The 25,256-nt window shown below is 66.4% G+C and carries 24 protein-coding genes and 1 tRNA gene; 13 read left to right on the forward strand and 12 right to left on the reverse strand.

Translation table 11 applies throughout. The features are described 5' to 3' along the window. Positions 1–269: 269 nt before the first annotated feature. The 4 genes from GU920_RS11365 (at position 270) to GU920_RS11380 (ending at position 4,827) form a co-directional block, all read left to right on the forward strand. Positions 270–1,373, forward strand: a complete 1,104-nt coding sequence (locus tag GU920_RS11365) for an ABC transporter ATP-binding protein (RefSeq protein ID WP_161767123.1) — start codon at positions 270–272, stop codon at positions 1,371–1,373. 112 nt (positions 1,374–1,485) lie between these two features. After that, the gene (locus GU920_RS11370; RefSeq protein WP_161767124.1) at positions 1,486–2,520 is read left to right on the forward strand and encodes an ABC transporter substrate-binding protein; all 1,035 of its coding nucleotides are present in this window, start codon (positions 1,486–1,488) and stop codon (positions 2,518–2,520) included. Between the two features lie 63 nt (positions 2,521–2,583). Next, positions 2,584–3,876: an ABC transporter permease gene (locus GU920_RS11375; protein ID WP_161767125.1), complete on the forward strand. Its 1,293-nt coding sequence runs from the start codon at positions 2,584–2,586 to the stop codon at positions 3,874–3,876. A 12-nt stretch (positions 3,877–3,888) separates the two neighbouring features. Next, positions 3,889–4,827 (forward strand): ABC transporter permease, encoded by a 939-nt coding sequence (locus tag GU920_RS11380; protein WP_161767126.1) that lies wholly within the window; start codon positions 3,889–3,891, stop codon positions 4,825–4,827. Between the two features lie 74 nt (positions 4,828–4,901). On the opposite strand, the gene GU920_RS11385 is transcribed toward GU920_RS11380, so the two are convergent. The 8 genes from GU920_RS11385 to GU920_RS11420 form a co-directional block, all read right to left on the reverse strand. Continuing rightward, positions 4,902–5,648: a class I SAM-dependent methyltransferase gene (locus GU920_RS11385; RefSeq protein WP_161767127.1), complete on the reverse strand. Its 747-nt coding sequence runs from the start codon at positions 5,646–5,648 to the stop codon at positions 4,902–4,904. An 82-nt stretch (positions 5,649–5,730) separates the two neighbouring features. Then, entirely contained in the window at positions 5,731–6,669 is a 939-nt protein-coding gene (locus GU920_RS11390; protein WP_161767128.1) for an AEC family transporter, read from the reverse strand. A 4-nt stretch (positions 6,670–6,673) separates the two neighbouring features. Next, complete coding sequence (locus GU920_RS11395) at positions 6,674–7,486, reverse strand: MBL fold metallo-hydrolase (protein WP_161767129.1); 813 nt, start codon at positions 7,484–7,486, stop codon at positions 6,674–6,676. A gap of 1 nt (position 7,487) precedes the next feature. Continuing rightward, the gene (locus tag GU920_RS11400) at positions 7,488–8,300 is read right to left on the reverse strand and encodes a TatD family hydrolase (RefSeq protein WP_161767130.1); all 813 of its coding nucleotides are present in this window, start codon (positions 8,298–8,300) and stop codon (positions 7,488–7,490) included. A 7-nt stretch (positions 8,301–8,307) separates the two neighbouring features. Further along, positions 8,308–9,447, reverse strand: a complete 1,140-nt coding sequence (locus tag GU920_RS11405; protein WP_161767131.1) for a DNA polymerase III subunit delta' — start codon at positions 9,445–9,447, stop codon at positions 8,308–8,310. Positions 9,448–9,449: 2 nt separating this feature from the next. Beyond that, on the reverse strand, positions 9,450–10,067 hold the full coding sequence (tmk, locus tag GU920_RS11410) for a dTMP kinase (protein WP_161767132.1): 618 nt from the start codon (positions 10,065–10,067) through the stop codon (positions 9,450–9,452). Next, positions 10,067–11,287: a D-alanyl-D-alanine carboxypeptidase family protein gene (locus GU920_RS11415; RefSeq protein ID WP_201744089.1), complete on the reverse strand. Its 1,221-nt coding sequence runs from the start codon at positions 11,285–11,287 to the stop codon at positions 10,067–10,069. The genes tmk and GU920_RS11415 overlap by 1 nt, the downstream gene beginning before the upstream one ends. Before the next feature lie 30 nt (positions 11,288–11,317). Beyond that, complete coding sequence (locus GU920_RS11420; protein ID WP_161767133.1) at positions 11,318–12,238, reverse strand: SPOR domain-containing protein; 921 nt, start codon at positions 12,236–12,238, stop codon at positions 11,318–11,320. Positions 12,239–12,568: 330 nt separating this feature from the next. On the opposite strand from GU920_RS11420, the gene GU920_RS11425 reads away from it, so the two are divergent. Continuing rightward, positions 12,569–12,658 (forward strand) — tRNA-Ser (locus GU920_RS11425). A gap of 215 nt (positions 12,659–12,873) precedes the next feature. Here the strand turns inward: GU920_RS11425 and GU920_RS11430 are convergent. The 4 genes from GU920_RS11430 to GU920_RS11445 form a co-directional block, all read right to left on the reverse strand. Next, positions 12,874–13,434, reverse strand: coding sequence for a hypothetical protein (locus GU920_RS11430; RefSeq protein WP_161767134.1), 561 nt, complete (start codon positions 13,432–13,434; stop codon positions 12,874–12,876). Between the two features lie 851 nt (positions 13,435–14,285). Then, entirely contained in the window at positions 14,286–15,218 is a 933-nt protein-coding gene (locus GU920_RS11435; protein ID WP_161767135.1) for a hydrogen peroxide-inducible genes activator, read from the reverse strand. A gap of 3 nt (positions 15,219–15,221) precedes the next feature. After that, on the reverse strand, positions 15,222–16,880 hold the full coding sequence (locus GU920_RS11440; RefSeq protein WP_161767136.1) for a TRAP transporter large permease: 1,659 nt from the start codon (positions 16,878–16,880) through the stop codon (positions 15,222–15,224). Positions 16,881–16,897: 17 nt separating this feature from the next. Then, positions 16,898–17,488: a TRAP transporter small permease subunit gene (locus tag GU920_RS11445; protein WP_161767137.1), complete on the reverse strand. Its 591-nt coding sequence runs from the start codon at positions 17,486–17,488 to the stop codon at positions 16,898–16,900. A 326-nt stretch (positions 17,489–17,814) separates the two neighbouring features. Between GU920_RS11445 and GU920_RS11450 the strand changes: the two genes are divergently transcribed. The 8 genes from GU920_RS11450 (at position 17,815) to dhaL (ending at position 25,256) form a co-directional block, all read left to right on the forward strand. Next, a complete protein-coding gene (locus GU920_RS11450) occupies positions 17,815–18,930 on the forward strand; it encodes a TRAP transporter substrate-binding protein (protein WP_161767138.1) in 1,116 nt (371 codons plus the stop codon). A 534-nt stretch (positions 18,931–19,464) separates the two neighbouring features. Beyond that, a complete protein-coding gene (locus GU920_RS11455) occupies positions 19,465–20,235 on the forward strand; it encodes a DeoR/GlpR family DNA-binding transcription regulator (protein WP_328799257.1) in 771 nt (256 codons plus the stop codon). Between the two features lies 1 nt (position 20,236). Continuing rightward, complete coding sequence (locus GU920_RS11460) at positions 20,237–21,004, forward strand: triose-phosphate isomerase (RefSeq protein ID WP_161767140.1); 768 nt, start codon at positions 20,237–20,239, stop codon at positions 21,002–21,004. 11 nt (positions 21,005–21,015) lie between these two features. Then, a complete protein-coding gene (gene derI / locus GU920_RS11465; RefSeq protein WP_161767141.1) occupies positions 21,016–21,471 on the forward strand; it encodes a D-erythrulose-4-phosphate isomerase in 456 nt (151 codons plus the stop codon). 37 nt (positions 21,472–21,508) lie between these two features. Continuing rightward, the gene (locus GU920_RS11470; RefSeq protein ID WP_161767142.1) at positions 21,509–22,483 is read left to right on the forward strand and encodes a class 1 fructose-bisphosphatase; all 975 of its coding nucleotides are present in this window, start codon (positions 21,509–21,511) and stop codon (positions 22,481–22,483) included. 22 nt (positions 22,484–22,505) lie between these two features. Beyond that, positions 22,506–23,540, forward strand: coding sequence for a class II fructose-bisphosphate aldolase (gene fba, locus GU920_RS11475; RefSeq protein WP_161767143.1), 1,035 nt, complete (start codon positions 22,506–22,508; stop codon positions 23,538–23,540). Between the two features lie 89 nt (positions 23,541–23,629). Beyond that, the gene (locus tag GU920_RS11480) at positions 23,630–24,637 is read left to right on the forward strand and encodes a dihydroxyacetone kinase subunit DhaK (RefSeq protein WP_201744090.1); all 1,008 of its coding nucleotides are present in this window, start codon (positions 23,630–23,632) and stop codon (positions 24,635–24,637) included. Positions 24,638–24,644: 7 nt separating this feature from the next. Next, complete coding sequence (gene dhaL / locus GU920_RS11485; protein ID WP_161767144.1) at positions 24,645–25,256, forward strand: dihydroxyacetone kinase subunit DhaL; 612 nt, start codon at positions 24,645–24,647, stop codon at positions 25,254–25,256.

Raw genomic sequence — 25,256 nt, forward strand, 5'->3', positions numbered from 1 at the left:
TGGCGGCGGCATCGCTGCGCTGCGGCATGGCCCGGCAGGGCGCGGCAGGGCGCGTTTCCCGCGAGGAAGGCTTTTTTCCTGCCAGCAAGCCCAGACCTGCCGCTTTGATTGGCGAACGGGTCGCAAACTGGCCTATTTTCCCGCATTCGCGGATGATACCCCCTGACGGGGACAAGCCAGTTGCAATGCAGCAGGGCTTTGGATTTATTGAAATCAAGACGAGCGGGCAAACCGCCGACAAGACCGGGGAGACGAATTTGGCTGCTACGATGGCTGCGAAGAGCCAAAGCGATGTATTTGTCGTGTTTGATCACGTTCAGAAAAGCTACGACGGCGTGTCGCTGGTCGTGAAGGACCTGAACCTGTCTATCGGCAAGGGCGAATTCCTGACGATGCTGGGGCCTTCGGGCAGTGGCAAGACGACCTGCCTGATGATGCTGGCGGGTTTCGAGACGGCTACGAATGGCGAGATCCTGCTGGATGGCCGCCCGATCAACCAGGTGCCGCCGCACAAACGCGGAATCGGCATGGTCTTCCAGAACTACGCGCTGTTTCCCCACATGACGGTGGGCGAGAATCTGGCCTTCCCCTTGGAAGTGCGGGGCATGGGCAAGACCGAGCGCGAGGCCAAGATCAAGCGCGCACTGGACATGGTGCAGATGGGGGCCTTTGCCAATCGGCGGCCCGCGCAGCTTTCGGGCGGGCAGCAGCAGCGGATCGCGCTGGCGCGGGCCTTGGTGTTTGACCCCAAGCTGGTGCTGATGGACGAACCGCTGGGGGCTTTGGATAAGCAGTTGCGCGAGCATATGCAGTTCGAGATCAAGCATCTGCATGAAAGCCTTGGGATCACGGTGGTTTACGTCACCCATGACCAGGGCGAGGCGCTGACGATGAGCGACCGGATCGCGGTGTTCAACGATGGGCGCATCCAGCAGTTGGCCCCGCCCGCCGATCTGTATGAACGGCCCGACAACAGTTTCGTGGCGCAGTTCATCGGCGAGAATAACCGGCTGGAAGGCACGGTGGAAGAGATCAAGGGCGGGCGCGCGCTGGTGCGGCTGGGCACGGGCGAGCTGATCGACGCAACACCCGTGAACGTGCAGTCGGTGGGGCAGAAGACGCTGGTGTCGATCCGGCCCGAGCGGGTGGAGTTCAAGCCCGACCTGCTGCCTGCGGATGCCCATATGATCGACGCCGAGGTGATCGAGGTGATCTATATGGGCGATCTGTTCCGCACCGTGCTGAAGGTGGCGGGGCATGAGGATTTCGTCATCAAGAGCCGCAACACCCTGGGCCAGCGGGTGCTGACCCCGGGCGAGAAGATCAGGATCGGCTGGGCGCCCGCGGATGCGCGCGCGCTTGACCCGATCTGAGCCTATGCCGCGCCCGGCAAGGGCGGGGCCAACGACAACAGAGCAGTTCTGTTCAACATGGGAGCTAAAAGCATGAAAAAAAATCCTGATCCTGACCACCGCCCTGACCGGCATGGCCTTTTCGGCCGGCGCGCAGGAATTGACGGTGATGAGCTGGGGCGGCGCCTATGGTGCGGCCCAGACCGAGGCGCATGTGAAGCCGTGGTCGGCGGCCTCGGGCTTCGCGGCCAAGATGGTGGACAGCGACAACCCCGCCACCCCGATCAAGGCCATGGTCGAGGCGGGCAACGTCACGGTTGACGTGGCGTCGCTGGAATATGCCGACGCGATCCGCCTGTGCGACGAGGGCCTGCTGGAGCCGATCTCGATCGACGATCTGCCGGCGGGCGCAGATGGCACCCCGGCGTCGGAAGACTTCATCGCCGGTGCGGTGACGGAATGTGGCGTGTCGACCGACATCTGGTCGACGGTCTATGCCTATAACGACAGCAAGTTCCCCGGCGAGAAGCCCACGACCGTGGCCGATTTCTTCGATCTGGAGAAGTTCCCGGGCAAACGCGGCATCCGCAAGGGTGCGAAGGCGGTGCTGGAAGTGGCGCTGATGGCCGATGGCGTGCCGGCGGCGGAAGTCTATGACGTGCTGTCGACGCCGGAAGGTGTGGACCGCGCCTTTGCCAAGCTCGACACCATCAAGTCGGAAGTGGTGTGGTGGGAAGCCGGTTCGCAGGCCCCGCAACTGCTGGCCGATGGCGAGGTGGTGATGACCACCGCCTATAACGGGCGGATCTTCAACGCGGCGATCGAAGAGAAGAAGCCCTTCGTCATCGTGTGGGACGGCCAGCTGTACGAAAACGAGATGTATGCCATCCCGAAGGGCGCGCCGAACAAGGATCAGGCGCTGGAGTTCATCAAGTATGCCACCTCGACCGAGGGGCTGCGGGCGCAGGCGCAGTACATCTCCTACGGCCCGGCGCGCCAGTCGGCGCTGAAGGACGAGCTGCTCTACAAGGATGGCGTGACCGTCATGGGGCCGCATCTGCCGACCGCGCCCGAGAACATGAAGAACGCGCTGGAAACCTCGGCCGAGTTCTGGGTGGACCGGAACGAGGAACTGAACGAGCGCTTCAACGCATGGCTTGCGCAGTGATCTGACTGACCGGGGGCGCGGGTTGAACCGCGCCCCCATTCCCTTTCCGACGGACCCGCACCGATGGCCGATCTGACCGCTGCCGCCCCGGCTGCTGCTGCTGCTGCGACTGCCGCTTCTGCGGCGACCCTTACCACCGCCGACGGGCGCCCCCTGAAGGCCGCGCTGGCCGCCGCGCAGGCGCGGGCGAAGCGTCGGGCCTTCCTTCTGGTGGCGCCGCTGCTGGCCTTTGTGGTGCTGACCTTCATCATTCCCATCGGGCAGATGCTGGACCGGTCGTTTCACCATGACGGATTTTCCGCCAATGCCCCGGCGGTTTCGGCCTGGTTCGCGGAGAATGCGCAAGGCACCGAGCCGGACGAGGCGGCCTATGCCGCGCTGGCCGAGGATTTCAAGGCGATGCGCGAGAACCGGACGGCGGGCGAGGCGGGGACGCGGGTGAATTACACCCTGCCCGAGACGCGGTCGCTGTTCACCAAGACGGCGCGCAATGCCGATGATCTGGCCCCGCCCTTCAAGGAGGCCTTCCTTGCCATCGACGACCGCTGGGATGACGCGGCGGTGTGGCAGGCGATGCGGTCTTCGTCTTCGGCCTATACGGCGGATTTCTATCTGGCCGCGCTGGACATGGAGCGGGCCGAGGATGGCAGCATCCGGCGCGTGGAAGAGAACGGGCGGATCTATATCTATCTGTTCGCCAAGACCTTTCTTGTTTCGGCGCTGATCACGCTGATCTGCCTGCTGCTGGCCTTTCCGGTGGCGCATCTTCTGGCGACGCTGCCGATGGCGAAGGCCAACCTGTTGATGATCCTTGTGCTGCTGCCGTTCTGGACGTCGCTTCTGGTGCGGACGACAAGCTGGATCGTGCTGTTGCAGGGTGAGGGGGTGGTGAATGAGCTGTTCATCGCGCTGGGCCTGATCGGGGCCGAGGGGCGGTTGCAGATGATCTATAACCAGCTGGGCACGATCATCGTGATGACGCATGTCCTGCTGCCCTTCATGATCCTGCCGCTGTATTCGGTGATGCGGGTGATCCCGCCCAGCTATGCCCGCGCGGCCCGCAGCCTTGGGGCGACAAGCTGGACCACGTTCCGGCGCATCTATCTGCCGCAGACGCTGCCGGGGATCGGGGCGGGGTCGCTTTTGGTGTTCATCCTTGCGGTGGGGTATTTCATCACGCCCGCGCTGGTGGGCGGGGCCGATGGGCAGCTGATTTCCAACCTGATCGACTTCCACATGAAGAATTCAAACTGGTCGATGGCGGCCGCGCTGTCGGCCATGCTGCTGGCGGGGGTGCTGGTTCTGTACTGGCTCTATGACCGTCTGGTCGGCATCGACAACCTGAAACTTGGCTGAGGATCGGCGATCATGGCCCTGCCCATCTATGCAAGCCCCCTGGAGCGGATCTGGCACTACACCTATCTGGTGCTGTGCACGGCGATCTTTATCTTCCTGATCTCGCCCATCCTTGTGGTCATTCCGCTGTCCTTCAACGCGGAGCCCTATTTCACCTTTACCGAGGCGATGCTGACCTTCGATCCGGCGGGCTATTCGCTGCGCTGGTATGATGCGTTGCTGACCTTGGGGATGCAGGCGCCGGAGGCCATCCGCGACGGGGCGTGGTGGTCTGACATGTGGGAGAATTCCACCTGGGTGCGGGCGGCGAAAAATTCGATCATCGTGGGGTTCTGGGCCACGATCCTTGCCACGGTTCTGGGCACGCTGGCGGCGCTGGGCCTGTCGCGGCCCGAGATGCCCTATCGGCGGGTGATCATGGCGATCCTGATCAGCCCGATGATCGTGCCGATCATCATCATCGCGACGGGGCTGTTCTTCTTTTACTCCAACCCCTGTTCGATCATCGGGACGGAATGCGGGCGGCTGACCAGCACCTATCTGGGGGTGATCCTTGCCCATACCACGCTGGGGATCCCCTTTGTGATCATCACGGTGACGGCGACGCTGTCGGGCTTTGACCAATCGCTGATCCGCGCATCGGCCAGCCTTGGGGCATCGCCGTCGCGCACCTTCTTCAAGGTGGTGATGCCGCTGATCCTGCCGGGGGTGGTGTCGGGGGCGCTGTTTGCCTTTGTGACGAGCTTTGACGAGGTGGTGGCCGTGCTGTTCATCGCAGGCCCCGATCAGCAGACCATCCCGCGGCAGATGTGGAACGGCATCCGCGAGGCGATCAGCCCGGCCATTCTGGCGGTGGCGACGATCCTTGTGGTGATATCGATCTGCCTGCTGGCCACGGTGGAATTGCTGCGGCGGCGGTCGGAGCGGTTGCGCGGCGTCACCCCGCATTGAGGCGAAGGGCGATTTTCCTGCGAAAAATCGGGGGCGCGCCGGGATGGGCGCGCCCTTTTTCGTTTCTGACCGTGTCAGGGGACGGTGGGTTTCGGTGCCTGAAAGGACTTGCCCGGCTTGGCGATGGCGGTGAAGTCGGGATAGCCCGCCTGCGCATAGGCGCGGGCATCGGTCAGCTGGAAGCTGCTGGCGAAGCGGTCCATCCCGAAGGCATCAAGCGTGAGCGGCACATAGCGGGCGAGGATGGCGTCGTAGTTCTGGCGCAGCACGGGATTGCCGGGAGAGAGGTTGGAGATCAGGACCAGCCCGGTGGACCGGCAGTCGAGCACCGTGATCCTGAGGTCGGGGCGGTATTCCTGCAGGATCGGGATCAGTTTCCAGACATCGCCCGTCCATGCGCCCTTTGGCAGGTTGTCCAGATCGCGCGTTGTCATGCCCAGATTGGAGGGGCAGCAGTCATGCAGCGCGATGACGCCCTTTTCGTGGCTGTGCGCCTCGGCGTTCATGAAATCGCGCAGCAGGAATTCGAACAGGTGCATGCCGTCCAGAAAGCTGAAGGACAGCTGGATGTTCATGGCGCGCAGGAACCCCGAGGCGAAGAAATCGTCGCTGGTCTGCTGGAAGACGTGCAGCGCGGGCTTGGCGCCGATGATGTTGCCTTCGGTGCGGAAATAGGGATCGACGGCGATGGTCCGGCTGCGGACGGGGCCGAAGGTGCGCCCGCTGCGGCAGCCCACCTCCATGTACCAGTCGAAGATGCAGGATCGGTGCAGGCCTTCGAAGAAACGCGTGTAATGCTGGCCCGCGGCGACGTTGAACATTTTAAACCCCCTACCGTTTACGCACTGACGCGGCAGAGGCTAGGGCCGCCCGGTGGCGGCGTCAATCGCCCGGCGGCGGGCCTTAGGGCAGGAGTTGCAGCCAGACCCAGATGCTGCCGATCGACAGGGCGGTGGCGATGAGGACGGTGGAGGCGGCGACGCGCTTGGCCACGCCGTAGAGATTGGCGAAGAGGAAGGCGTTGACGCCGGGCGCCATGGCGGCGGTCATGACGGCCGAGCGCAGGCCCGGCGTATCGAGGCCGAAGGCGAAGCGGCCTAGGAGATAGGCCAATCCCGGATGCAGGACGAGCGAGCAGGCGCAGAGCATGGCGATGATGCGGAAGTCGCCATCAGGGCGGTAGCGCAGCAGGACGCCGCCCAGACCGAAGAGCGCGGTGGGGATGGCGGTGGCGGCGACCAGGTCCACCGCCGACCACGCGACCTGCGGCAGGGGCAGGCCGGAGAGATTGACGAGGAAGCCCGCCGTGATGCCGAGGACGAGGGGCTGGGAAAAGATTGCGCGCAGGATCTGACGCGCGAGCGCGGGGCCGGAGAGGCCCTGCCCGCGGGTGCGGGCCCATTCCATCAGCGCGATGCCGAAGCCGTAGAAGAGCGGCGAGTGGATCGAGATGATGGCGAAGTTCCCCGCCAGCGCATCGGCGCCATAGGCGCGTTCGGTGATCGGCACGCCGAGGAGGAGCGAGTTCGAAAACAGCGCGACGAAGCCGATGGCGGTGGCGTCGGTGACGGGGCGGCGGAAGACCAGGATGGCGCAGGCGAAGGCCACGGCAAAGCTGGTGAAGGCCGCGATGTAGAAGGACAGAAACAGCGCAGGCTGGAAGGTGGCGGCAAGGTCCAGCCGCGCGATGGAGGCGAATAGCAGCGTCGGCGCGGCGAAGTTCTGCGCATAGCGCATCAGGCCGTCCACGGCGCTGTCGTCGAAGAGGCGGGCGCGGGCGGCGGCATAGCCCATGCCGATCACCAGAAAGACCGGAAGGATGACGTCGAGAAGGGCTTCCACGTCCCTAGGCCTGATTTTCGTAGCTGATCACCATGCCGTCATGGGCGGGGCGGATATGGGGGGGAAGTTCGTCTTCCAGCGTGGCGAAGTCGAGATCGTGGTGCATGTTGGTGATCACCGCGCGGGCGGGCTGGGCGCGGGCGATCCAGTCCAGCGTCATGTCGAGATGGGCATGGGTCGGGTGCGGCTTGCGGCGCAGGGCATCGACGATCCAGCAATCGAGACCATCGAGGATGGGCCAGCTTTCCGGGGGTATATGCACGGCGTCGGGCAGGTAGGCGAGGGGGCCGATGCGGAACCCCAGCGCGTCGATGCTGCCGTGATTGGCGGTGAAGGGGGTGAAGTGCAGCGTGCCGCCCGCGCCGTGGATCGCGATGTCGCCGTCGATGGCGTTCAGGTCGAGGATGGGGGGGTAGGGGCTGCCTGCGGGTTGGACGAAGGCATAGCCGAAGCGGGCGATCAGCGCCTCTTGCGTGGGGCCATCTGCCCAGACGGGCAGGCGGCGGCGGATGTTGAACACGATCTGGCGCAGGTCATCCAGGCCATGGACATGATCGGCATGGGAATGGGTGTAGATCACCGCGTCCAGCGTGCCGACACCGGCATCCAGCAACTGGTCGCGCATGTCGGGGGTGGTGTCGATCAGCACGCGGGTGGTGCCGTCGCTGGTTTCGCGTTCCACGAGCAGCGAACAGCGGCGGCGGCGGTTCTTGGGGTTGAACGGGTCGCAGGCGCCCCAGTCGCCGCCGGGGGGGCCAAGGCGCGGCACACCGCCCGACGATCCGCAGCCAAGGATGGTGAAGCGCAGCGTGGCCATATCAGGCGGCCCTTGCCCGCAGGGCGGCGCGGGGGAAGAGCCGGTCGAAATTGGCGGTGGTCTGGGCGGCGAATTCGGCCTCGGTCATATTGTAGAGGGCGGCGCCGGTCCGGGCGGTGAAGGCGATATAGGCCGGTTCGTTGCGCTTGCCGCGATGGGGGATGGGCGCAAGATAGGGGCTGTCGGTTTCCAGAAGGATGCGGTCCACGGGGGCGGCGGCGAAGATGTCGCGCAGCTCCTGGCTTTTCGGGAAGGTCGCGATGCCGGACATGGACAGGTAGAAGCCCAGATCGAGCGCCGTGCGGGCCAGCGCGGGGCCGGACGAGAAGCAGTGCATGACGCAGGAATAGGGGCGGTCGCGGTAGCCTTCGGTCAGGATCGCGGCCATGTCGTCATCCGCCGCGCGGGCGTGGATGATCAGCGGCAGGCCGGTTTCCTGCGCCGCCGTGATGTGCAGTCGGAGCGAGGTTTTCTGCACCGCGGCGCTGTCGGCGGTGTAGTGGTAATCAAGCCCGGTTTCGCCGATGCCTACGAATTTGGGGTGCCGGGCGAGGGCCACCAGTTGATCGACAGTGGCGAGGGGTTCTTCGGCGGCGCTCGTCGGGTGGGTGCCTGCGGCGTAGAAGACGCCGTCATGCGCCTCGGCTATGGCGCGGACGGCGGGTTCGTTGCGCAGGCGGGTGCAGATCGTGACCATGCGGCGCACGCCTGCGGCGCGGGCGCGGGCGATCACGTCGGGAAGTTCTTCGGCGAAATCGGGAAAGTCGAGATGGCAGTGGCTGTCGACAAGTTCCGGGCGGGGATCGGTGGTCATCTGCGGCTCACCCATGGGCGAGCGTTCCCGCCGTCTCTTCCAGTTTCAGCACCATATCCATGAGAAGCGCGGCAGGGTCAAGGTTGACCGATTTGCCGCGCCGGGCGCGGGCGGCGAGTGTCTGGGCGATGTCGGCCCAGCGGCGGGCGGCATCGGGGGCCGCGGAAAGGCGGGTGATGAGGGCGGCTTCGCCCGGCGCGGCCTCGGGCGGCAGTTGGCGGGTGGCGGCGGCGCGGGCGAGGCGGGTGAGGAAGAGGTCGATCAGGGACAGGATCAGGTCGAACTGCGCCTCGGCCCCGCGCCCGGCCCCGGCTTCGGCCAGCGCCAGAAGGCGGGGCCGATCAAGGCGGGGCAGGGTGGAGAGAAGCGCGATGAGGGCCGCGTAGAGTTTCAGCCCGTCAAGATTGGTGAGGCGGAACGCCTCGCCCACCGAACCACCGGCCAGTTCGGCCAGCGGTTGGGTGTCTTCGGGCGCGACCTCGCCCCCGGCTTGTGTCAGCGCCTGCGCCAGCGCATCGGGGCCGAGGGGCGTGAGGCGCAATTCGCGGCAGCGCGAGCGGATCGTGGGAAGCAGGCGATAGGGTTGGTGGGTGATGAGCAGGAAGGTGGCGCCGGGGGGCGGTTCTTCGAGGAGTTTCAAAAGCGCGTTGGCGGCGCTGGGGTTCATGTCATCGGCGGCGTCGATGATGGCGGCGCGACGGCCCCCGTCGGCGGCGGAGAGGGTGAAGAAGGATTTCATGCGGCGGACCTCGTCCACCGTGATGTCCTGCTTCAGGCGGGCGGCCTTGTCATCCCATGGGCGGCGCAGCAGGAACAGGCGCGGTTCGGCCAGCGCGCGGATGCGGCGGGCCAGCGCATCATCCTCGGGCGTATCCAGCGTATCTGGCGGCGGGGGGGCGCCGAAGAGGCCGCCGTCATCGGCGGGCGCAGCCAGCAGGAAGCGCGCCAGACGCCAGGCGAGCGTGGCCTTTCCCACCCCGCGCGGGCCGGTGATGAGCCAGCCGTGATGCATGCGCCCGCTGTTGAAGGCCTGCAGGAAGGCAGTCTCGGCCCCCGGATGGCCGAACAGGCGCGGGGTTTCGCGCGGGTGGGGCGCGCCTTCGATGCGATCAGGTTCGGGGATGTCTTCCGGCGCGGTGGCGGCCATGGTCAGCCCAGATGCGGCAGGACGGTGGACAGGATGTCGTCGGCCACCGCATCCTCGGACCGGGCGCCGTCGATCAGGCGGAAGCGGGGGTGGCGGCTGGCGAGGGCTAGAAAGCCCGCCCGCATGCGGGTCTGGGTGTCGAGCCCCATGTCTTCGAAGCGCAGTTCGGTGCCTGCGCGGGCGCGGGCGCGCGACAGGCCAAGGGCGGGGTCGATATCGACAAGGATGGTCAGGTCGGGTTCGGTGCCGATCATCAGATCATGCAGCCGGTCCACGGTGCCCGCCAGATCGCCGCGGGTGATGCCCTGATAGATGCGCGTGCTGTCGGCGAAACGGTCGGTGATGACCACATCGCCGCGGGCCAGCGCGGGGCGGATCGTCTTTTCCATATGGTCGCGACGGGCGGCGGTGAACAGGAGGATCTCGGTCTCGGGCGACCAGCGGTCGGGGTCGCCTTCGAGGACGAGGCGGCGGATTTCCTCGGCCCCCGGTGATCCGCCGGGTTCGCGCGTCAGCGTGACGGCATGGCCGCGCGCGCGTAGGGCGGCGGCCAGACGGCGGGCCTGTGTGGATTTGCCCGAACCGTCAATCCCTTCGAAGCTGAGGAAACGCCCCGCCATCACGAGGCGGGGGCAGGGGCGGGGCTGGGTTCGGCGCTGCCTGCGTCGGACAGGTATTGCTGCATCAGGCGCTGCGCGGCGGTGGTCAGCCGTTTGCTGAAGCCGCCCCTTGCCACGTCGGCCTCGGCCACCAGCGGGATGCGGGCATCGGGCAGATCGGGGACATGGACGATCAGTTCGCCCAGTTGCTGGCCTGCGGTGATCGGTGCCTCGACCGGGCCGGTAAACAGCACCTCGGCGCTGACGCTGTCCTGCACCTGCGCGGGGACGAGGAGGCGTACGTCTTCGGCAGGCACCAGACCCACGGTGTCGGCGGCGCCCAGCCAGACGGGCGCATCCGTCACGCGGGCGCCGGCCTTGACGATGGTCTTTTCGGTGAACTGGCGGAAGGCCCAGTTGACGATCGCCTCGGATTCCTCGGCGCGGTCCTTGTCGGAGGCGAGCCCGGTGATGACGAAGATCACCCGACGCTCGCCCATCACCGCCGAACCGACGAGGCCATAGCCCGCCTCGGACGTGTGGCCGGTCTTGAGCCCGTCAGCCCGCCAGTCGGACGCGGCGATGCGCAGAAGCGGGTTGCGGTTGTTGGCATTGGCCGGGGCGCGATCCTTGTAGTTGAACTCGGTCTCGGCGAAGATCGGGTAGTATTCGGGAAACTCGCTGATCAGGCGGACGGCGAGGATGCCCAGATCGCGCATCGACATGCGGTGGCCTTCGGCCGGCCAGCCCGAGGCGTTGGCGAAGGTCGAATTCATCATGCCCAGCGCGCGGGCGCGTTCCGTCATTTCCTGCGAGAAGCGTTCCTCGGACCCGGCCAGCCCCTCGGCCACCACCACGCAGGCATCGTTGCCCGAGTTGATGATCATGCCGCGGACGAGGTCCATCACGGTGGGGCGGTCGGTTTCATTGAGGAACATGGTCGAGCCGCCCATCGCCTTGGCGCGTGAGGACACGGAGAAGGTGGTCTCAGGCGTCACGCGGCCGTCGCGCAGCGCCTCAAACAGCATGTTGATCGTCATCAGCTTGGACATGGAGGCCGGGGGCAGGGCCACATCGGCGTTCTTGTCCAGAAGGACGGTCTGGGTCGACATGTCATAGACCCACGCCGCCTGCGCGCGCGTCTCGAAGGCGCGGGCGGGCAGGGCAGCTAGCAGCGCCACCGCGATGAGGGCGGCAAGCGGGGCAAGGATACGAGCGGCGGCGCGGCTGAGGGCGATCAAGCGGGTCTCCTTTCGGCGGGATGGCGCGGGTCAGCGCCCGGTGAGATAGGCATCGGCGAAGCCCAGCCCCTTGACCTTGGTCAGCAGGGCGGCGCGGTCGCCGCTGCCGGTGGCGGAAACGCTCCACCATGTCTTGCCTTGGGTGGTCTCTTGCCGCGCGCTGGCGCTGACCCCGGCCTTGCGCAGGGTTTCGACGGCGCGGTTGGCATTCGCCTCGACCGAGAAGATGCCGATCTGGATGGTGACGTCACCTGCCGGGGCCGGGGCCGGGGCGGGGGCAGGGGCGGGTGCGTTGGCGGCGGTGGCGGCGGGTGCTGTCGCGGTGATCGCCGGCGCGGGGGGCGCGGTCGGGGCGTCACCGTCGGCTTCGGCCGCGTCGATGGCGGCGGTGGCGACGGCGCCAATTTCGGCGGTGGTCACCGCCCCGGAGGACGCGCTGCCTTCGGCGGCAAGCGTTTCATTGGCATCGAGCAGGGGTTTGGCGGCATCGGGGGCGGGGGCCGCCTCTTCGCGGCGCAGGGCGGTGACGCTGATCTCGGCCGGCTGACCGGCGAGGATGCCCAGCGCCTCGGCCGCGTCGGACGAGATCTGCAGCTTCGGGCCGGGGTTGAACGCTTCGCGCTTGAACAGCGCGCCGATGACGAATTTGCCATTCGCGGGGTTGCGCAGGATCACCCGTTCGGGATCGACGGCATCGGCCGAGGCGACCCAGACGCCGCCCAGAGAGGGCCGCCCGTCCCAGAGCGCCTGATCGGTGACCTGAAAGACCTCGGGCGCCTCGACATCGGTATCCACAAGCGTGACCGACCGGGCGGGCGCGGCGGCCGCGTTGGCGCCGTCTGCGGCTGTATCGCGGTCGCGGGCGAAGGGGTTCTGCCCGGGCTGGCACGCGGCCAGCAGCGTGACTGCGGAGAGAAGCAGCGCAAGATGCGCTTTCGGAAGACCTGCCATGTTCAGCCCCATCGCCGCGCGTTTGCCGCGCGCATTCCGGCCGGGATGCGGACACGCGCCCGCAGACCTGTCGGTTGTTGTTCCTGCCCTGTCGGCGGGTCAACCCGATCCGACGCACGCAGCATACAGTCTGGCCGGGCGGGTGGAAAGGGCAGGGGCGGGCGATGGGCGGAAATCTCACGCGGTCGTGCCCGCCCGGGGCGCGGTTGGGCGCCAAGCCGGATGCGCAAGGGAGGCGTGTCGGTGCTGGACGGGCGGATTGGAATGTGATTAGTCGCCCCAGCGCGGCCCGTCCCCGGCTGCGTGCCGGGCGGGGACAGGGGCGCCGTCGGAAGTGTGGCCGAGTGGTTTAAGGCTCTGGTCTTGAAAACCAGCGTGCGGGGAACCGCACCGTGGGTTCGAATCCCACCGCTTCCGCCACTTGCCCTCGCGAAAGCGTTCTCCGGGTTCGGCTGCGGCCGGTTTCTTCTGTTGTTTTCGGGGGTTTTGCGGGAAGGACTTTTCACCGGCTAGCGCGCAAAGTCCCGAAAGCGGTCTCTAACGAATAAGGCGTCCAGGAAACATGAGGCTATTCAGTCGGTAGGCGGAAATGTTTCAACAAAGCTGCAAAGATTTGACTTACGGAATTAGTAAGATCACTTTGAGCTGTTGGGGTCTCTCCCTCGAAAATTTGCGTTGTGATTTAGCGCCGCTGGAAACAGTAAGAAGCCGCAAAAACTAACAAGCACAAGCAACAGCGGCCATGCTATGAACAATGTGCTAATACAGATCGATTTCCCCCCCAATCGGGGATTCTCATTGAAAACAATCGAAGCGCTATCTGGGACAATAAAGGTGAGTATGACTACGAGCACCAGAAACACTCCAGCCAGAAGTTGAACATTTTCAAGTTCCAGTTTCGGTATTGCCTTGAGGCCGACCAAGACACGCCGAATGACAAGCGTTAGAAACATCGCCATGGAGATCATGATTTGGAAGAGTATTACCACAAGGAAACTCGCATAAGCATCAGCGAACGAGGCATAGCGAGGCGTAGCAGACATTCTGCCTATCTCAAGCCGCAGCCCTCTTGGCAGTACCAAGTCTGCAAACTCTCTTCCAAAAAATACGAACCCAAGATTGTGCAGAATGTAATTTAATACACAGAAAGCCACCACGCACAGCGTTACTCTTCTCGCGCCGCGGGAGGCTCTCATCTCATTAACTCACATCCATTAAGTAATGACTGACATAATTCTTAAATCTGCCCTGGCCGTCGAAGCGTTTTCGAAACGGGCAATTCGAGGCTTATCTCCCGTGCGTTTACACCAGAGCCCAGACCACGCATAGGTTAGTCATGACGCAATCGCAGTCGCGCGAAAAGATCGCACCGGCACTTAAGGCGCGAACATCAATCCGTTAAAGTTATGTAGTCAAGAGCAACCTTTAGCGGCAGTGTCAAGCTGTCTCGCGCCCTTGTTGGGGCACCTACCAAACAGACCGTCCGGCAACCGCGTTTCCTCTTCGGACAAATTTATCCCTACCGCCCTTGCGGAAGATGTGCCGAGCGCGTTGTGGTGGCGCCCACGCCACCACATGGTGTTGGTCCGTCGCTTTCGCTACCGACACTTGCGCAGATGTCCGAAGAGTTTGCCAGAGTCGGTTCGACGTCAGACCCACTCCCTATGCCACTTGCCCGGGCGAAAGCGTTGTCCGGGTTCGGCTGCGGCCGCTGATGTGCAGGCCTGTCGGGGAGGGCTTGGCATGGGCGCGATGCGGTTTGAAGGCGGGCGCGCGTGGCTGGTTTCGCCGGGCCAGGGTGGCCGCGCGGATCTGGCGAGGGATTTGCAGGGCTTCGCGTGGAAAAGGTTGGGCCTTTTCACGGGCTGAACATCCTGACGCCTGCGGCGTTCGAGGTGGGGAACGGTGACCCGCCTCTGACCGGCGCACCTGCGGTGCCGGAGGACCGAAGCTGTTGCCTTGGGCGATCGCGCGGGCCGCCGCCGTCATCGCCCGGCCTCGCGGTGGGGGGCGGGCCGCAGGGCGTGCGGGCGATGGCGCCGCAGGATCACAGCGGTTCGACGACGAGGGTGCCTGCGAACACATCGCGCACCACCGACTGGATCACCCGGGCGATGCGGGGGGCGGCGTCATCGGACGTGTCGGCCCGCGTCACCAGCCCGACCGAGCGCAGCGTGCGCGGCCCTTCCAGCGATACCACCGCGACGTCGCGATCATCCGGCCCCACCTCGGAGCGGACATAAAGCGCAGGCAGGACGGCGATGCCCATCCCCATCCCGGCCATCAGGCGGATGGCATCGAGCGAGGTGCCTTCGTAATCCGTGCGCAGATGCGCCCCCAGCGTTTCGCAGAGGTCTGCCACCTGTTGGCGCAGCGCGAAGGCGGGGCCGAGGGCGAGCACGGTCTGGCCGCGCATTTCCTCGCGCGGGATGCGGCTGCGGCCCGCGAAGGGGTGGTCGCGGGCGACCACGATTTCCAGCGGTTCGCGGAACAGGCGGATCGGGGCCACGTCCCCGCGCGCGGGCAGTTGCACGAGGATCATGTCGAAATCGCCCCGCGCAAGGCCCGTGGCCAGCGCTTCGGGCGTGGCCTCGCGGATGAAGAGTTGCAGGTCCGGGTGGCGGGCATGCAGGCGCGCGATCACATGCGGCAGAAGATAAGGCCCCAGCGTGCCGGAGGCGCCAAAGCGGATCGTCCCCGACAGGCCGGTGCGCGGCACATCGAACCGGTTCACGAGCGATTGCGCCGCCTCGAGGATGGCGCGGGCGCGGTCGTGCACCTCGCGCCCGGCAAGCGTGGGGATCACGCCCGCCCGCCCGCGTTCCACCAGCCGCTGGCCCAGCCGCTTTTCCAGCGTGGCCAGTTGCACCGAAAGCGAGGGCTGGCTGATCCCGCATTGCTCGGCCGCGGCCTTGAAGCTGCCCGCCTCGACCAGCGCGACGAAGTATTCCAACTGGCGGAGGCTGGGCAGATCACGCATGGCTCAGAGGAACTCATCCTCGCCGCCGCCTTCGTCAAAGGACGGGGGCGGGGGCGGGGCGCCTTCGGTTCCCGGCGCGTCGGAGCGGAACAGCTCGTTCGGCAGCCAGGTCGCCAGATCGGGGAAGATCCACAGCACCGCCAGCGCCAGAAGCTGGATCACGATGAAGGGGATCACCCCGCGATAGATCATCGGTGTGGTGATCGTGCGTGGCGCCACCCCGCGCAGGTAGAACAGCGAGAAGCCGAAGGGCGGGGTCAGGAACGAGGTCTGCAACAGCAAGCCGATCATCACCCCCAGCCAGATCGGGTCTACCCCCATGATCAGCAGCACCGGCGCCGTGATCGGGATCACGATGAATATGATCTCGAACGTGTCAAGGAAGAAGCCGAGGATGAAGATGATGAAGAAGACCACGAACAACGCGCCGAACTGGCCGCCCGGCATGTTTTCCAAAAAGCCCTGCACCATGGCGCTGCCCCCCAGCTGGGTGAAGACCAGCGCAAAGGCGGTGGCGCCCAAGAGGATGATGAACACCATCGAGGTGATCGACATGGTGGATTTCGACGAATAGAACAGCGTCTGGAGGTAGCTGCGCCGCAGATCGCCGCGCGCCAGGATCACGATCAGCGCCACCGCGAGAAGACCCAGCATCGTGTTCAGAAGGCCGGCCGCCCCGAAGGCAAAGGCCGTGGCCCCGAGGACGGCGATCGCCACCAGCCAGAACCAGAACAGCCGGATGTCGCGTTTGGGATCGCCCTCGGCCCCCAGATAGGCATCGGCGAACAGCTTGACGGCGGCAAGGAACAGCGCGCCCACGGCGCCCACGCTGGCGCTTTCGGTGGGGGTGGCCACGCCGGTGACGATGGACCCCAGCACCGACACGATGAGGAGGAGCGGCGGGATCAGCGCGCCCACGATGCGCAGGCCGAGGCCTGCCTTTTCGGCCGGGGTCATGGCGACAGGCGGGCAGGTTTCCGGGTGGAAGATCGCCTTCCAGACGATGTAGAGGATGAAGGCCGCGACCAGCACGAGGCTGGGCAGGATGGCCCCGGCAAAGAGGTCGCCCACCGACACCGTGTCAGGCGCGAAATTGCCGAGCGAAAGTTGGGCGGCGGAATTCGCGCCTTGCAGGATGTCGGCGAGGAAGATGAGCACGGTCGAGGGCGGGATGATCTGGCCCAGCGTTCCGGCCGCGCAGATCGTGCCAGTGGCAAGTTTGGGATCATAGCCTGCGCGCATCATGGCAGGCAGGCTGAGCAGGCCCATGGTCACGACCGTGGCGCCGACCACGCCCGTCGCTGCGGCCAGAAGCGCCCCCACCAGCACGACCGAAAGCGCCAGACCGCCGCGCAGCGACCCGAACAGCTGCCCCATGGTGGTGAGCAGCGATTCCGCGATGCCGGATCGTTCAAGCACCACCCCCATGAAGACGAAGAGCGGCACCGCGACAAGGACGGGGTTGGTGATCACCCCCCAGAACCGGTTGGGCAGCGCCGCAAAGAGCGATTGGTCGAAGGCCCCCACCGCGATGCCCGCAAAACCCACGAGGATCGCCAGACCGCCCAGCGTGAAGGCCACGATATAGCCCGTCATCAGAACGAGGATGATCAGCAGGAACAGACCCGCCGCCATCAATTGGCCCAGAAGTGCCGCATCCATGATTATGCCCCCCGCCCTTATTGTGTTTGTTCGGCGCCGTGGCCGCCGTGGTTCAGAGCGTGGCGTTCATGCCCTGCCAGCACCATCAACCCGCGCAGGACGAAGGCCACGCCCTGCAGGCCCACCAGCAGGACAAACCCGATGAGCGAGGCCTTCAATATCCAGTAATTCCCCATGCCGCCGGGGTTGAGCGAGCCTTCGTCCGAGGCGAAGGAGGCGCTCCAGAATGTCCAGACGGCGGTGCCGAAGACGATGAGGAAGGGCACCAGCAACAGCAGCGTCATCGCCATGTCGGACAGGGCGCGCTTGCGTGCCGGCCAATGCGAATAGAACACATCCACCCGCACGAAGCCGCCGGTCATCATCGTGTAGCCCGCGCCCAGCACGATCACCACGACATGGGTCCAGATGTAGGATTCCTGCAGCCAGATCAGGCCCGTGCCCATGACATAGCGCAGATAGACCGTGGCAAAGCACAACAGCACGGTGGCCAGCGTCGCCCAGGCGACGATGTAGCCGCTCCATCGGCAGATGCCGTCGATCACTGCCACCACGCGTGCCGATGCGCGCACCCAAGCCGGCTCGGGGCCGGCCTCCAACCTTGCCATGCTGTCTTCCCCTCCCTGTCAGCCGCGCGGTGCGGCCGATCCTGCCGATGGCGCCGCGCAGCAGTTGTTTTTCAGCCTCTCGCGGGCAGACGCGCCCCGGCCTGATTGCGGTAGTTTGACGCGGACAAGGGGAATACAAGGGTTGGCGATAGGTTTTTTTAAATCAAATAGGTCCGAATGATAGTTTTCGATAGTTTTGTCCTAAACGACCTTTTTCCGCGGGTCGGACCGTTGCCCTGCGGCATTCCATCTCCACCTCCAGCGGCATCGTGGCGGGTCAGGGGAGCGATCGGCCGCAGTTCACAACAATGCAGCGGGAGGACCGGATGAAGAGACGCGACTTTCTGACGAAATCGGTGCTGGGCGGGGGCGCGGCGGTAGCGGCCACGACACTGGCCGCACCTGCCATCGCGCAATCGGTGATCGAATGGCGCATGGTGCACAGCTGGCCCAAGGGGTTGCCCGGTGTGGGCGTGGGGGCCGAGCGTCTGGCGCGGCGGATCGAGGCCATGTCGGGCGGCCGGATGAAGATCAACGTCTTCGCCGCGGGCGAGCTTGTCCCCGCGCTGGGCTGCATGGACGCGGTGATGGACGGCACGGCCGAGATGGGCCATGACGCCAGTTTCTACCATGTGGGCAAGCATCCGATGCTGGCGGCCTTCTTCGCCGTGCCCTTCGGCATGACGGGCGATGAACAGGCGGCATGGCTGCTTCATTCTGGCGGCCAGCAGCTGTGGGACGAATTGAACAGCCAGTTCGGGATCATCTCGATGCCCGCAGGCCAGACATCGGCCCAGTCCTTTGGCTGGTTCAAGAAGGAAATCAACACGCCCGAGGATTTTCAGGGCCTGAAGATCCGTATGCCCGGTCTGGGCGGCGAGATGGTCAAGAAGCTGGGCGCGACGCCCGTGCTTCTGCCGGGGGGCGAGATCTTTGCCGCGCTGCAGTCGGGCGCCGTGGATGCGGCGGAATTCATCGGCCCGGTGAACGATCTGCCGATGGGTTTTCACCAGGTGGCCAAGATCAGCTATGGCCCCGGCGTGCAGGAACCGGGTGGCACGGTGCAGGCGATGTTCAACACCGCCAAGTTCCAGGAACTGCCGACCGATCTGCAGGAAATCATCCGCGCGGCCTGCCATGCGGGGCATGAGGATATGAAGGTGGAGTATGACCTGCAGTCCGGCCGCGCGATGGAGACGCTGCGCGTGGAACATGGCGTGGAGTTCCGCCGTCTGGAGCGCCCGGTGCTGGAGGCGCTGGGCAAGGCTGCGGGCGAGGTGATCCAGGAATCCTATGACGCGGGCGACGATCTGACCCGCCGCATCTGGGACAGCTACCTTGCCAGCCGCGCCGACACGATGCGTTTCCTGCGCTTCAACGAGCAGGCCTTCCTGAACGCGCGCACGCTGGACTTCCCCTTCCCCGGCCCGCAGGCGACCTGAGACTGCGCCACCGTGGGAACGTGCGGCGCGCCGGGCCACCACCGGCGCGCCGCTTTGCGTTGCCGCAGACCGCGTGGCAGGGTCTGGGCGGCGGCCAGTTCAGCCCGGGGCCGTTGCGGCGGGCCCCCGCGTCGCGGGGATCCCGATGGAGGGCCTGCGTCCCTGCAGCCCCCCCGCAGCCACCCGCCAAGCCGCGCGGGACGGCGGTCAATCTGGCGCCCCGATGGGTGATGGCGGCGACCGGGTCGCCCCGGGCGCGGTGGCGCGGCGCTTTGGCGTCGGTTTGGACGCGGCCCGGGGAAAGGCCGTCTGCGGGAGTGATCCTTTGTCATCTCTGCGTCCCTTGGCGCTGCTGATGCCGCAGCGCGCGGCCGCCGCCTTATCTGCGCGCGGGCGCGGATGATCGGGTTGCCCAGACTTTGACAGTGGGGCGGTCGGCTGGACGAAATCACAAAACATCAGCGCAAAATCACAAGAATCATGTTGTGATGTGACGATGGTGTGTTAGAGGGGCCATAAGACAGGGCGCGACGGGTGGGTGGGGCGTTGAAACGCGAAGAGCGCAGGCAGGCGATCATGGATCTTCTGGTCGAAGCGCGGGCCGCCGATCTGGACGCGCTGGCCGAACGCTTTGCCGTGTCGCGCATGACGATCCACCGCGATCTGGACGATCTCGAACAGGCGGGGCTGTTGCGCAAGGTGCGCGGCGGGGCCACGATCGAGGCGGGCATCCAGTTTGAAAGCGATTTCCGCATCCGCGCGCTGCAGGACGCGGAGGCCAAGGCGCGGATGGCGCGGGCGGCGCTGGCGCTGGTGGAGCCGGGGATGACCGTGCTGGTCAATGACGGCTCCATGGCGGCGCTGCTGGGGGCGGCGCTGGTGGAAAAGCGTCCGCTGACCATCATCACCAACAATGCCGCCATGATTGATGGCCTGCGGGATGCGCCGGGGATCACGCTGATCGCGCTGGGCGGGGCCTTCAATGCCAAGTTCAACGCCTTTTTCGGCATGGTTGCGGAACATGCCCTGTCGCGGTTGCGGGCGGATGTGGCCTTCATCTCGGCCCCCGCTGTGGCGGGGGTGCAGGCCTTCCACATGGATGAGGCGGTGGTGCGCGCCAAGCGCGCGATGATGGCCGCGGCTGAACGGCGGGTGCTTTTGGTGAACCATGCGCGGTTTGGCCGGTCCTCGCTGCATGTGCTGGCCGATCTGGCCGAGTTCGACGCCATCATCACGGATGCCGACCCCGCCGATCGCACGGATATCGACCGCGCGGGGATCGCGCTGACCATTGCGAGGGAGTGACATGCACGAACCACAGGTCTGGATCGGGACAAGCTGGAAGATGAACAAGACGCTGGCCGAGGCGCGGGTCTTCGCCGAAGGCCTGCGCGCCAGCGATGCCGCGTGCGACAGCCGCATCCAGCGCTTTGTCATCCCGCCCTTCACGGCGGTGCGCGAGGTGAAGGCGATGCTGGCGGGCACCTCGGTCAAGGTCGGGGCGCAGAACATGCACTGGGCCGATGACGGCGCTTGGACGGGTGAGATTTCGCCCCTGATGCTGGTGGATTGCGGGCTGGACCTTGTGGAACTGGGCCATTCCGAGCGGCGCGCGCATTTCGGCGAGACGGATGCAACCGTGGGCCTGAAGGTGGAGGCGGCGGTGCGGCACGGGCTGATCCCGCTGATCTGCATCGGTGAGACGATGGAGGAGCGGCAGGCGGGCCGGGCCACGGCGGTGCTGGAGGCGCAGGTGCGCGGGGCGCTGGGGCGGCTGTCGGGCGCACAGCGCGGGGCGCCCGTTCTTCTGGCCTATGAACCGGTCTGGGCCATCGGGGTGAACGGCATCCCCGCCACGTCGGATTATGCCGATGCGCGGCAGGCCGAGATCATCGCTGTCGCGCAGGATGTGCTGGGGCGGCGCATCCCCTGCCTTTACGGTGGGTCGGTCAATCCCGACAACTGCGCCGAGCTTGTCGCCTGTCCGCATGTGGACGGGCTTTTCATCGGGCGGTCGGCCTGGCAGGTGCAAGGCTATCTTGACATCCTGTCGCGCTGCGCCGCCGCCATCTGAAGGAGAGACACATGAAGATTGCAGTCGCAGGCGACAGCGCGGGCGAAGGTCTGGCCCGGGTGCTGGCCGATCATCTGAAGGCAAGCCACGAGGTGGCAGAGGTGTCGCGCACCGAAGCCGGGCCGGATGCGTTTTATGCCAACCTGTCGGACCGGGTGGCGAATGAGGTGCTGGCGGGCAAGTATGACCGTGCGATCCTTGTCTGCGGCACGGGGATCGGGGTCTGCATCGCGGCGAACAAGGTGCCGGGCATCCGCGCGGCGCTGACGCATGACACCTATTCCGCCGAACGCGCGGCCCTGTCGAACAATGCGCAGATCATCACCATGGGTGCGCGGGTGATCGGGACGGAACTGGCCAAGGCCATTGCCGACGCTTTCCTGAAGGAAACCTTCGATCCTGCCGGGCGGTCGGCGGGCAATGTCGCCGCCATCGACGCGGTGGATGCGAAATACACCAAGGGCTGACGCGGCCCTTTCTGGGGTTTTGGCGGAAGGGGGTTCCATGCTGTTCCTGCCCGGTGACGGGGCGCCAGCGGGCGCCCCGATAGATGAGCGGCTGACAGGCGCGGGTCCTGTGGCGATCATCCTTGCGTTGGCCCGCGCGCTGCCGCCGCTGGCGGATCGGCTGGCGGCGGGCCTGCTGCCGGGCGATCCGGCGGCGCTGGTGGGTGACAATGCCACGGGCGATGCGCAAAAGGCGCTGGATCTGGGCGCGCATCACCACATGCTGGCCGCGTTGCGGGGGCAGGGGGTGCGGCTCGTTCTGTCGGAAGAGGCGGAGGAGATCGCGGAACTCGATCCGGCAGGCGCATGGGATGTGGCGATGGACCCGATCGACGGATCGGGCAGCATCGGCATCGGCGCGCCCCTGGGGATGATGTTTTCCATCCTGCCCGCCGCGCCCGAGGGGTTTGCCCGGCCGGGGCGCGCCATCGTGGCGGCGGGCTATGCGTCCTTCGGCCATTCGCTGGATTTCGGCTTTTCGCTGGGCGACGGGGTGACCATCGCCACCTTTGACCGGGGCGCGGGCCTGTTCCGCGTGATGCGCGACCGGGTGGCGCTGCCGCCCGCAGCCAAGGTCATCGCCTATAACGCATCCAACGAACGGCACTGGCCGCGCGGGCTGCAGGCCTATGCGCGGGACCTTGTGGCCGGGAAGGACGGCCCGCGCGGGCGGGATCTGAACATGCGCTGGCTGGCGGCGGCGGTGGGCGAGTTGCACCGCATCCTGCTGCAGGGCGGGGCGTTCCTGTATCCCGCCGATCGCCGCCGGGGCAAAGAGCGCGGGCATCTGCGGCTGGTCTATGAGGCCGCGCCGATCGCGTTCCTGATCGAACAGGCGGGCGGGGCGGCGCATGATGGCCAGCGGCCCATTCTCGATATCCCGGCCGACCATCCGCATCAGAAGACCCCGCTCTTCTTTGGCGCGACCGAGGAGATGGCGCTGCTGTTGCGCCATCTGTCACATCCCGACTGATCCACGATCAAAGGACGATCCCATGGCCCGCATCACCCTGCGCCAGCTTCTCGACCATGCCGCCGAGCAGGGCTATGCCGTGCCGGCCTTCAACATCTCGAACATGGAGCAGGGGCTTGCGATCATGGCCGCCGCGCAGGCCTGCAACGCGCCGGTGATCCTGCAGGCCAGCCGGGGCGCGCGGGCCTATGCGGGGGACCGGGTGCTGGCGCGGCTGATCGACGGGCTGACCGAGATGTATCCCGACATCCCGGTCTGCATGCATCTTGATCATGGCAACGATCTGGCGACCTGCGCGACGGCGATCCAGAACGGGTTCACCAGCGTGATGATGGACGGCTCGCTGCGGGCCGATGGCAAGACGCCTGCCGATTACGCCTATAACGTCGCGGTGACGCGGCAGGTGGTGGGCATGGCCCATGCCTGCGGCGTGTCGGTCGAAGGGGAGTTGGGCGTTCTGGGATCGCTGGAAACCGGGATGGGCGATCAGGAAGACGGCCATGGCGCGACGGAAAAGCTGTCGGAACACCAGTTGCTGACCGATCCGGCCGAGGCCGCGCGTTTCGTGGCCGAGACGGGAGTGGATGCGCTGGCCATCGCCATGGGCACCAGCCACGGCGCCTATAAGTTCACCCGCAAGCCCGACGGTGCGATCCTTGCCATGCATGTGATCGAAGAGATCCACCGCCGCCTGCCCAACACGCATCTGGTGATGCACGGCTCGTCTTCCGTGCCCGAGGATCTGCAGGCGATCATCAATGCCCATGGTGGCGACATCAAACCCACCTGGGGCGTACCGGTCGAGGAGATCCAGCGCGGCATCCGGTCCGGGGTGCGCAAGGTGAACATCGACACCGACAACCGGCTGGCGATGACGGCGGCGATCCGGCGGGCGCTGGTGGAAGACCCGGCCGAGTTCGATCCGCGCAAATACCTCAAGCCCGCGATGGCGATGATGACAGAGGTCTGCAAGGCGCGGTTCGATGCCTTTGGCACCTCGGGCCATGCCGACCGCATCCGCCCGCTGCCGCTGGAGGCGATGGCGAAGCGGTATTGAACCGGGACTTGCGCGGGGGCGCGCGCGTCGGGGTTGCGCCGCGGCCCTGCGCCGCGCTCTAATCATGCCGTGCCGCGAGGGAGGAATGGATGACGCTGCCGACCCAGAAGCTGATCAATGACGGCAATGCCGCCGTGGACGAGATGCTGGCAGGCATCCTTGCCGCCCATCCCGATCACCTGTTCCGCCCCGCCGATGCGCCCCGCGCCATCGTGGCCCGCCACGGCCCGCGCCCGGGCAAGGTGGCGCTGGTGATCGGGGGCGGATCGGGGCATGAGCCCACATTTCTTGGCTTTGTGGGCAAGGGGCTCGCCGATGCGGCGGCGATCGGCAACGTCTTCGCCTCGCCCCCGCCGCAGCCCGCGGTGGATGCCGCACTGGCCGCGCAGGGCGGGGCCGGGGTACTGTTCATGTACGGCAATTATGCGGGCGATGTGATGAATTTCGACATGGCCTCGGAACTGCTGGAGATGGAGGGGGTCGAGGCGCGCACGGTGCTTACGACGGATGACATCGCCTCGCACACCGACCGGGCCAAGCGGCGCGGGGTGGCGGGAAATGTCTTCATCTTCAAGGCGGCGGGGGCGGCGGCCGATCTGATGCTGCCCTTGGACGAGGTGGAGCGCATCGCCCGCCACGCCAATGCGCGCACCTGCACGATGGGGGTGGCGCTCTCTTCCTGTTCGCTGCCGCAGACGCGGCGGCCGTCCTTCGATCTGCCCGTGGGCGAGATGGAGATCGGCATGGGCATCCATGGCGAACCCGGCGTCCGCCGCGGCCCCCTGCGCCCGGCGGATGAGGTGGTGGACGAGATCATGGATGCCCTGCTGGCCGAGATGGGTGCCGCGCGCGGCGACCGGGTGGCGGTGCTGGTCAATTCGCTGGGCGCGACGCCGTTGATGGAGCTATACATCCTGAACGCGCGCGTGGCGCAGCGGCTGGATCAGGCGGGGCTTGGCGTGCATCGCACGCTGGTGGGTCCCTATTGCACCTCGCTCGACATGGCGGGGGCGTCGATCACGCTGATGCATCTGGATGATGAATTAACGCGGTTGATCGACCATCCCTGCGATTGCGCGATGTTCCGGCACGGGTGAGGGGCGAATGGAGTTCACGACCGATGATCTGAAGGCGCTGTTTCACCGGCTGGCCGCGCGCATGGCGGCAGAGCGCGATGCGCTGTGCGCGCTGGATGGGCTGGTGGGGGACGGCGACCACGGCATTGCCATGGAGCAGGGCATGGTGGCGGCGGATGCGGCGGTGGCGGGGGCGGATGGCAGCTTGCAGGATCTGTTCAACGCCGGTGCCAAGGGCTTTCTGAACGCGGTCGGCGCTTCCTCCGGCCCACTTTATGCCACGGCCTTCCTGCGGGCGGGCAAGGTGGCGGGGCCGCGTCCCGCCATGCCGCGCGACGATCTGCGCCAGATCATCGCCGCGATGCGCGACGGGGTGGCGCAGCGCGGCAAGGCCGCGCCGGGGATGAAGACGATGCTGGACGCCTGGCACCCGGCGGCAGAGGCGGCGCTGGGCGGGGCCGCGCCCGACGCCATCACCGCCGCTGCCCGCGACGGGGCCGAGGCGACGCGAACCATGGTCGCCGCCATTGGCCGGTCGGAACGGCTGGGCGCGCGCAGCCTTGGCCATCTGGACCCCGGCGCGGTGTCCGCCGCGATGGTGATCGAGGACATCTGTCGCGCCCTGCGCGGGCAGGGCTGA

Source organism: Paragemmobacter ruber, from assembly GCF_009908315.1.
GTDB lineage: Bacteria > Pseudomonadota > Alphaproteobacteria > Rhodobacterales > Rhodobacteraceae > Paragemmobacter > Paragemmobacter ruber.

What these genes read in the sequence shown, in the direction of transcription:
- GU920_RS11380 (WP_161767126.1), top strand. Translation starts at nt 3,889, where the DNA reads ATGGCCCTGCCCATCTATGCAAGCCCCCTGGAGCGGATCTGGCACTAC.
- GU920_RS11470 (WP_161767142.1), top strand. Translation starts at nt 21,509, where the DNA reads ATGCTGTTCCTGCCCGGTGACGGGGCGCCAGCGGGCGCCCCGATAGAT.
- GU920_RS11375 (WP_161767125.1), top strand. Translation starts at nt 2,584, where the DNA reads ATGGCCGATCTGACCGCTGCCGCCCCGGCTGCTGCTGCTGCTGCGACT.
- GU920_RS11440 (WP_161767136.1), bottom strand. Translation starts at nt 16,880, where the DNA reads ATGGATGCGGCACTTCTGGGCCAATTGATGGCGGCGGGTCTGTTCCTG.
- GU920_RS11420 (WP_161767133.1), bottom strand. Translation starts at nt 12,238, where the DNA reads ATGGCAGGTCTTCCGAAAGCGCATCTTGCGCTGCTTCTCTCCGCAGTC.
- GU920_RS11480 (WP_201744090.1), top strand. Translation starts at nt 23,630, where the DNA reads ATGACGCTGCCGACCCAGAAGCTGATCAATGACGGCAATGCCGCCGTG.
- derI (WP_161767141.1), top strand. Translation starts at nt 21,016, where the DNA reads ATGAAGATTGCAGTCGCAGGCGACAGCGCGGGCGAAGGTCTGGCCCGG.
- GU920_RS11365 (WP_161767123.1), top strand. Translation starts at nt 270, where the DNA reads ATGGCTGCGAAGAGCCAAAGCGATGTATTTGTCGTGTTTGATCACGTT.
- fba (WP_161767143.1), top strand. Translation starts at nt 22,506, where the DNA reads ATGGCCCGCATCACCCTGCGCCAGCTTCTCGACCATGCCGCCGAGCAG.
- GU920_RS11370 (WP_161767124.1), top strand. Translation starts at nt 1,486, where the DNA reads ATGGCCTTTTCGGCCGGCGCGCAGGAATTGACGGTGATGAGCTGGGGC.
- GU920_RS11395 (WP_161767129.1), bottom strand. Translation starts at nt 7,486, where the DNA reads ATGGCCACGCTGCGCTTCACCATCCTTGGCTGCGGATCGTCGGGCGGT.
- GU920_RS11450 (WP_161767138.1), top strand. Translation starts at nt 17,815, where the DNA reads ATGAAGAGACGCGACTTTCTGACGAAATCGGTGCTGGGCGGGGGCGCG.
- GU920_RS11405 (WP_161767131.1), bottom strand. Translation starts at nt 9,447, where the DNA reads ATGGCCGCCACCGCGCCGGAAGACATCCCCGAACCTGATCGCATCGAA.
- GU920_RS11430 (WP_161767134.1), bottom strand. Translation starts at nt 13,434, where the DNA reads ATGAGAGCCTCCCGCGGCGCGAGAAGAGTAACGCTGTGCGTGGTGGCT.
- GU920_RS11385 (WP_161767127.1), bottom strand. Translation starts at nt 5,648, where the DNA reads ATGTTCAACGTCGCCGCGGGCCAGCATTACACGCGTTTCTTCGAAGGC.
- dhaL (WP_161767144.1), top strand. Translation starts at nt 24,645, where the DNA reads ATGGAGTTCACGACCGATGATCTGAAGGCGCTGTTTCACCGGCTGGCC.
- GU920_RS11400 (WP_161767130.1), bottom strand. Translation starts at nt 8,300, where the DNA reads ATGACCACCGATCCCCGCCCGGAACTTGTCGACAGCCACTGCCATCTC.
- GU920_RS11460 (WP_161767140.1), top strand. Translation starts at nt 20,237, where the DNA reads ATGCACGAACCACAGGTCTGGATCGGGACAAGCTGGAAGATGAACAAG.
- tmk (WP_161767132.1), bottom strand. Translation starts at nt 10,067, where the DNA reads ATGGCGGGGCGTTTCCTCAGCTTCGAAGGGATTGACGGTTCGGGCAAA.
- GU920_RS11445 (WP_161767137.1), bottom strand. Translation starts at nt 17,488, where the DNA reads ATGGCAAGGTTGGAGGCCGGCCCCGAGCCGGCTTGGGTGCGCGCATCG.
- GU920_RS11435 (WP_161767135.1), bottom strand. Translation starts at nt 15,218, where the DNA reads ATGCGTGATCTGCCCAGCCTCCGCCAGTTGGAATACTTCGTCGCGCTG.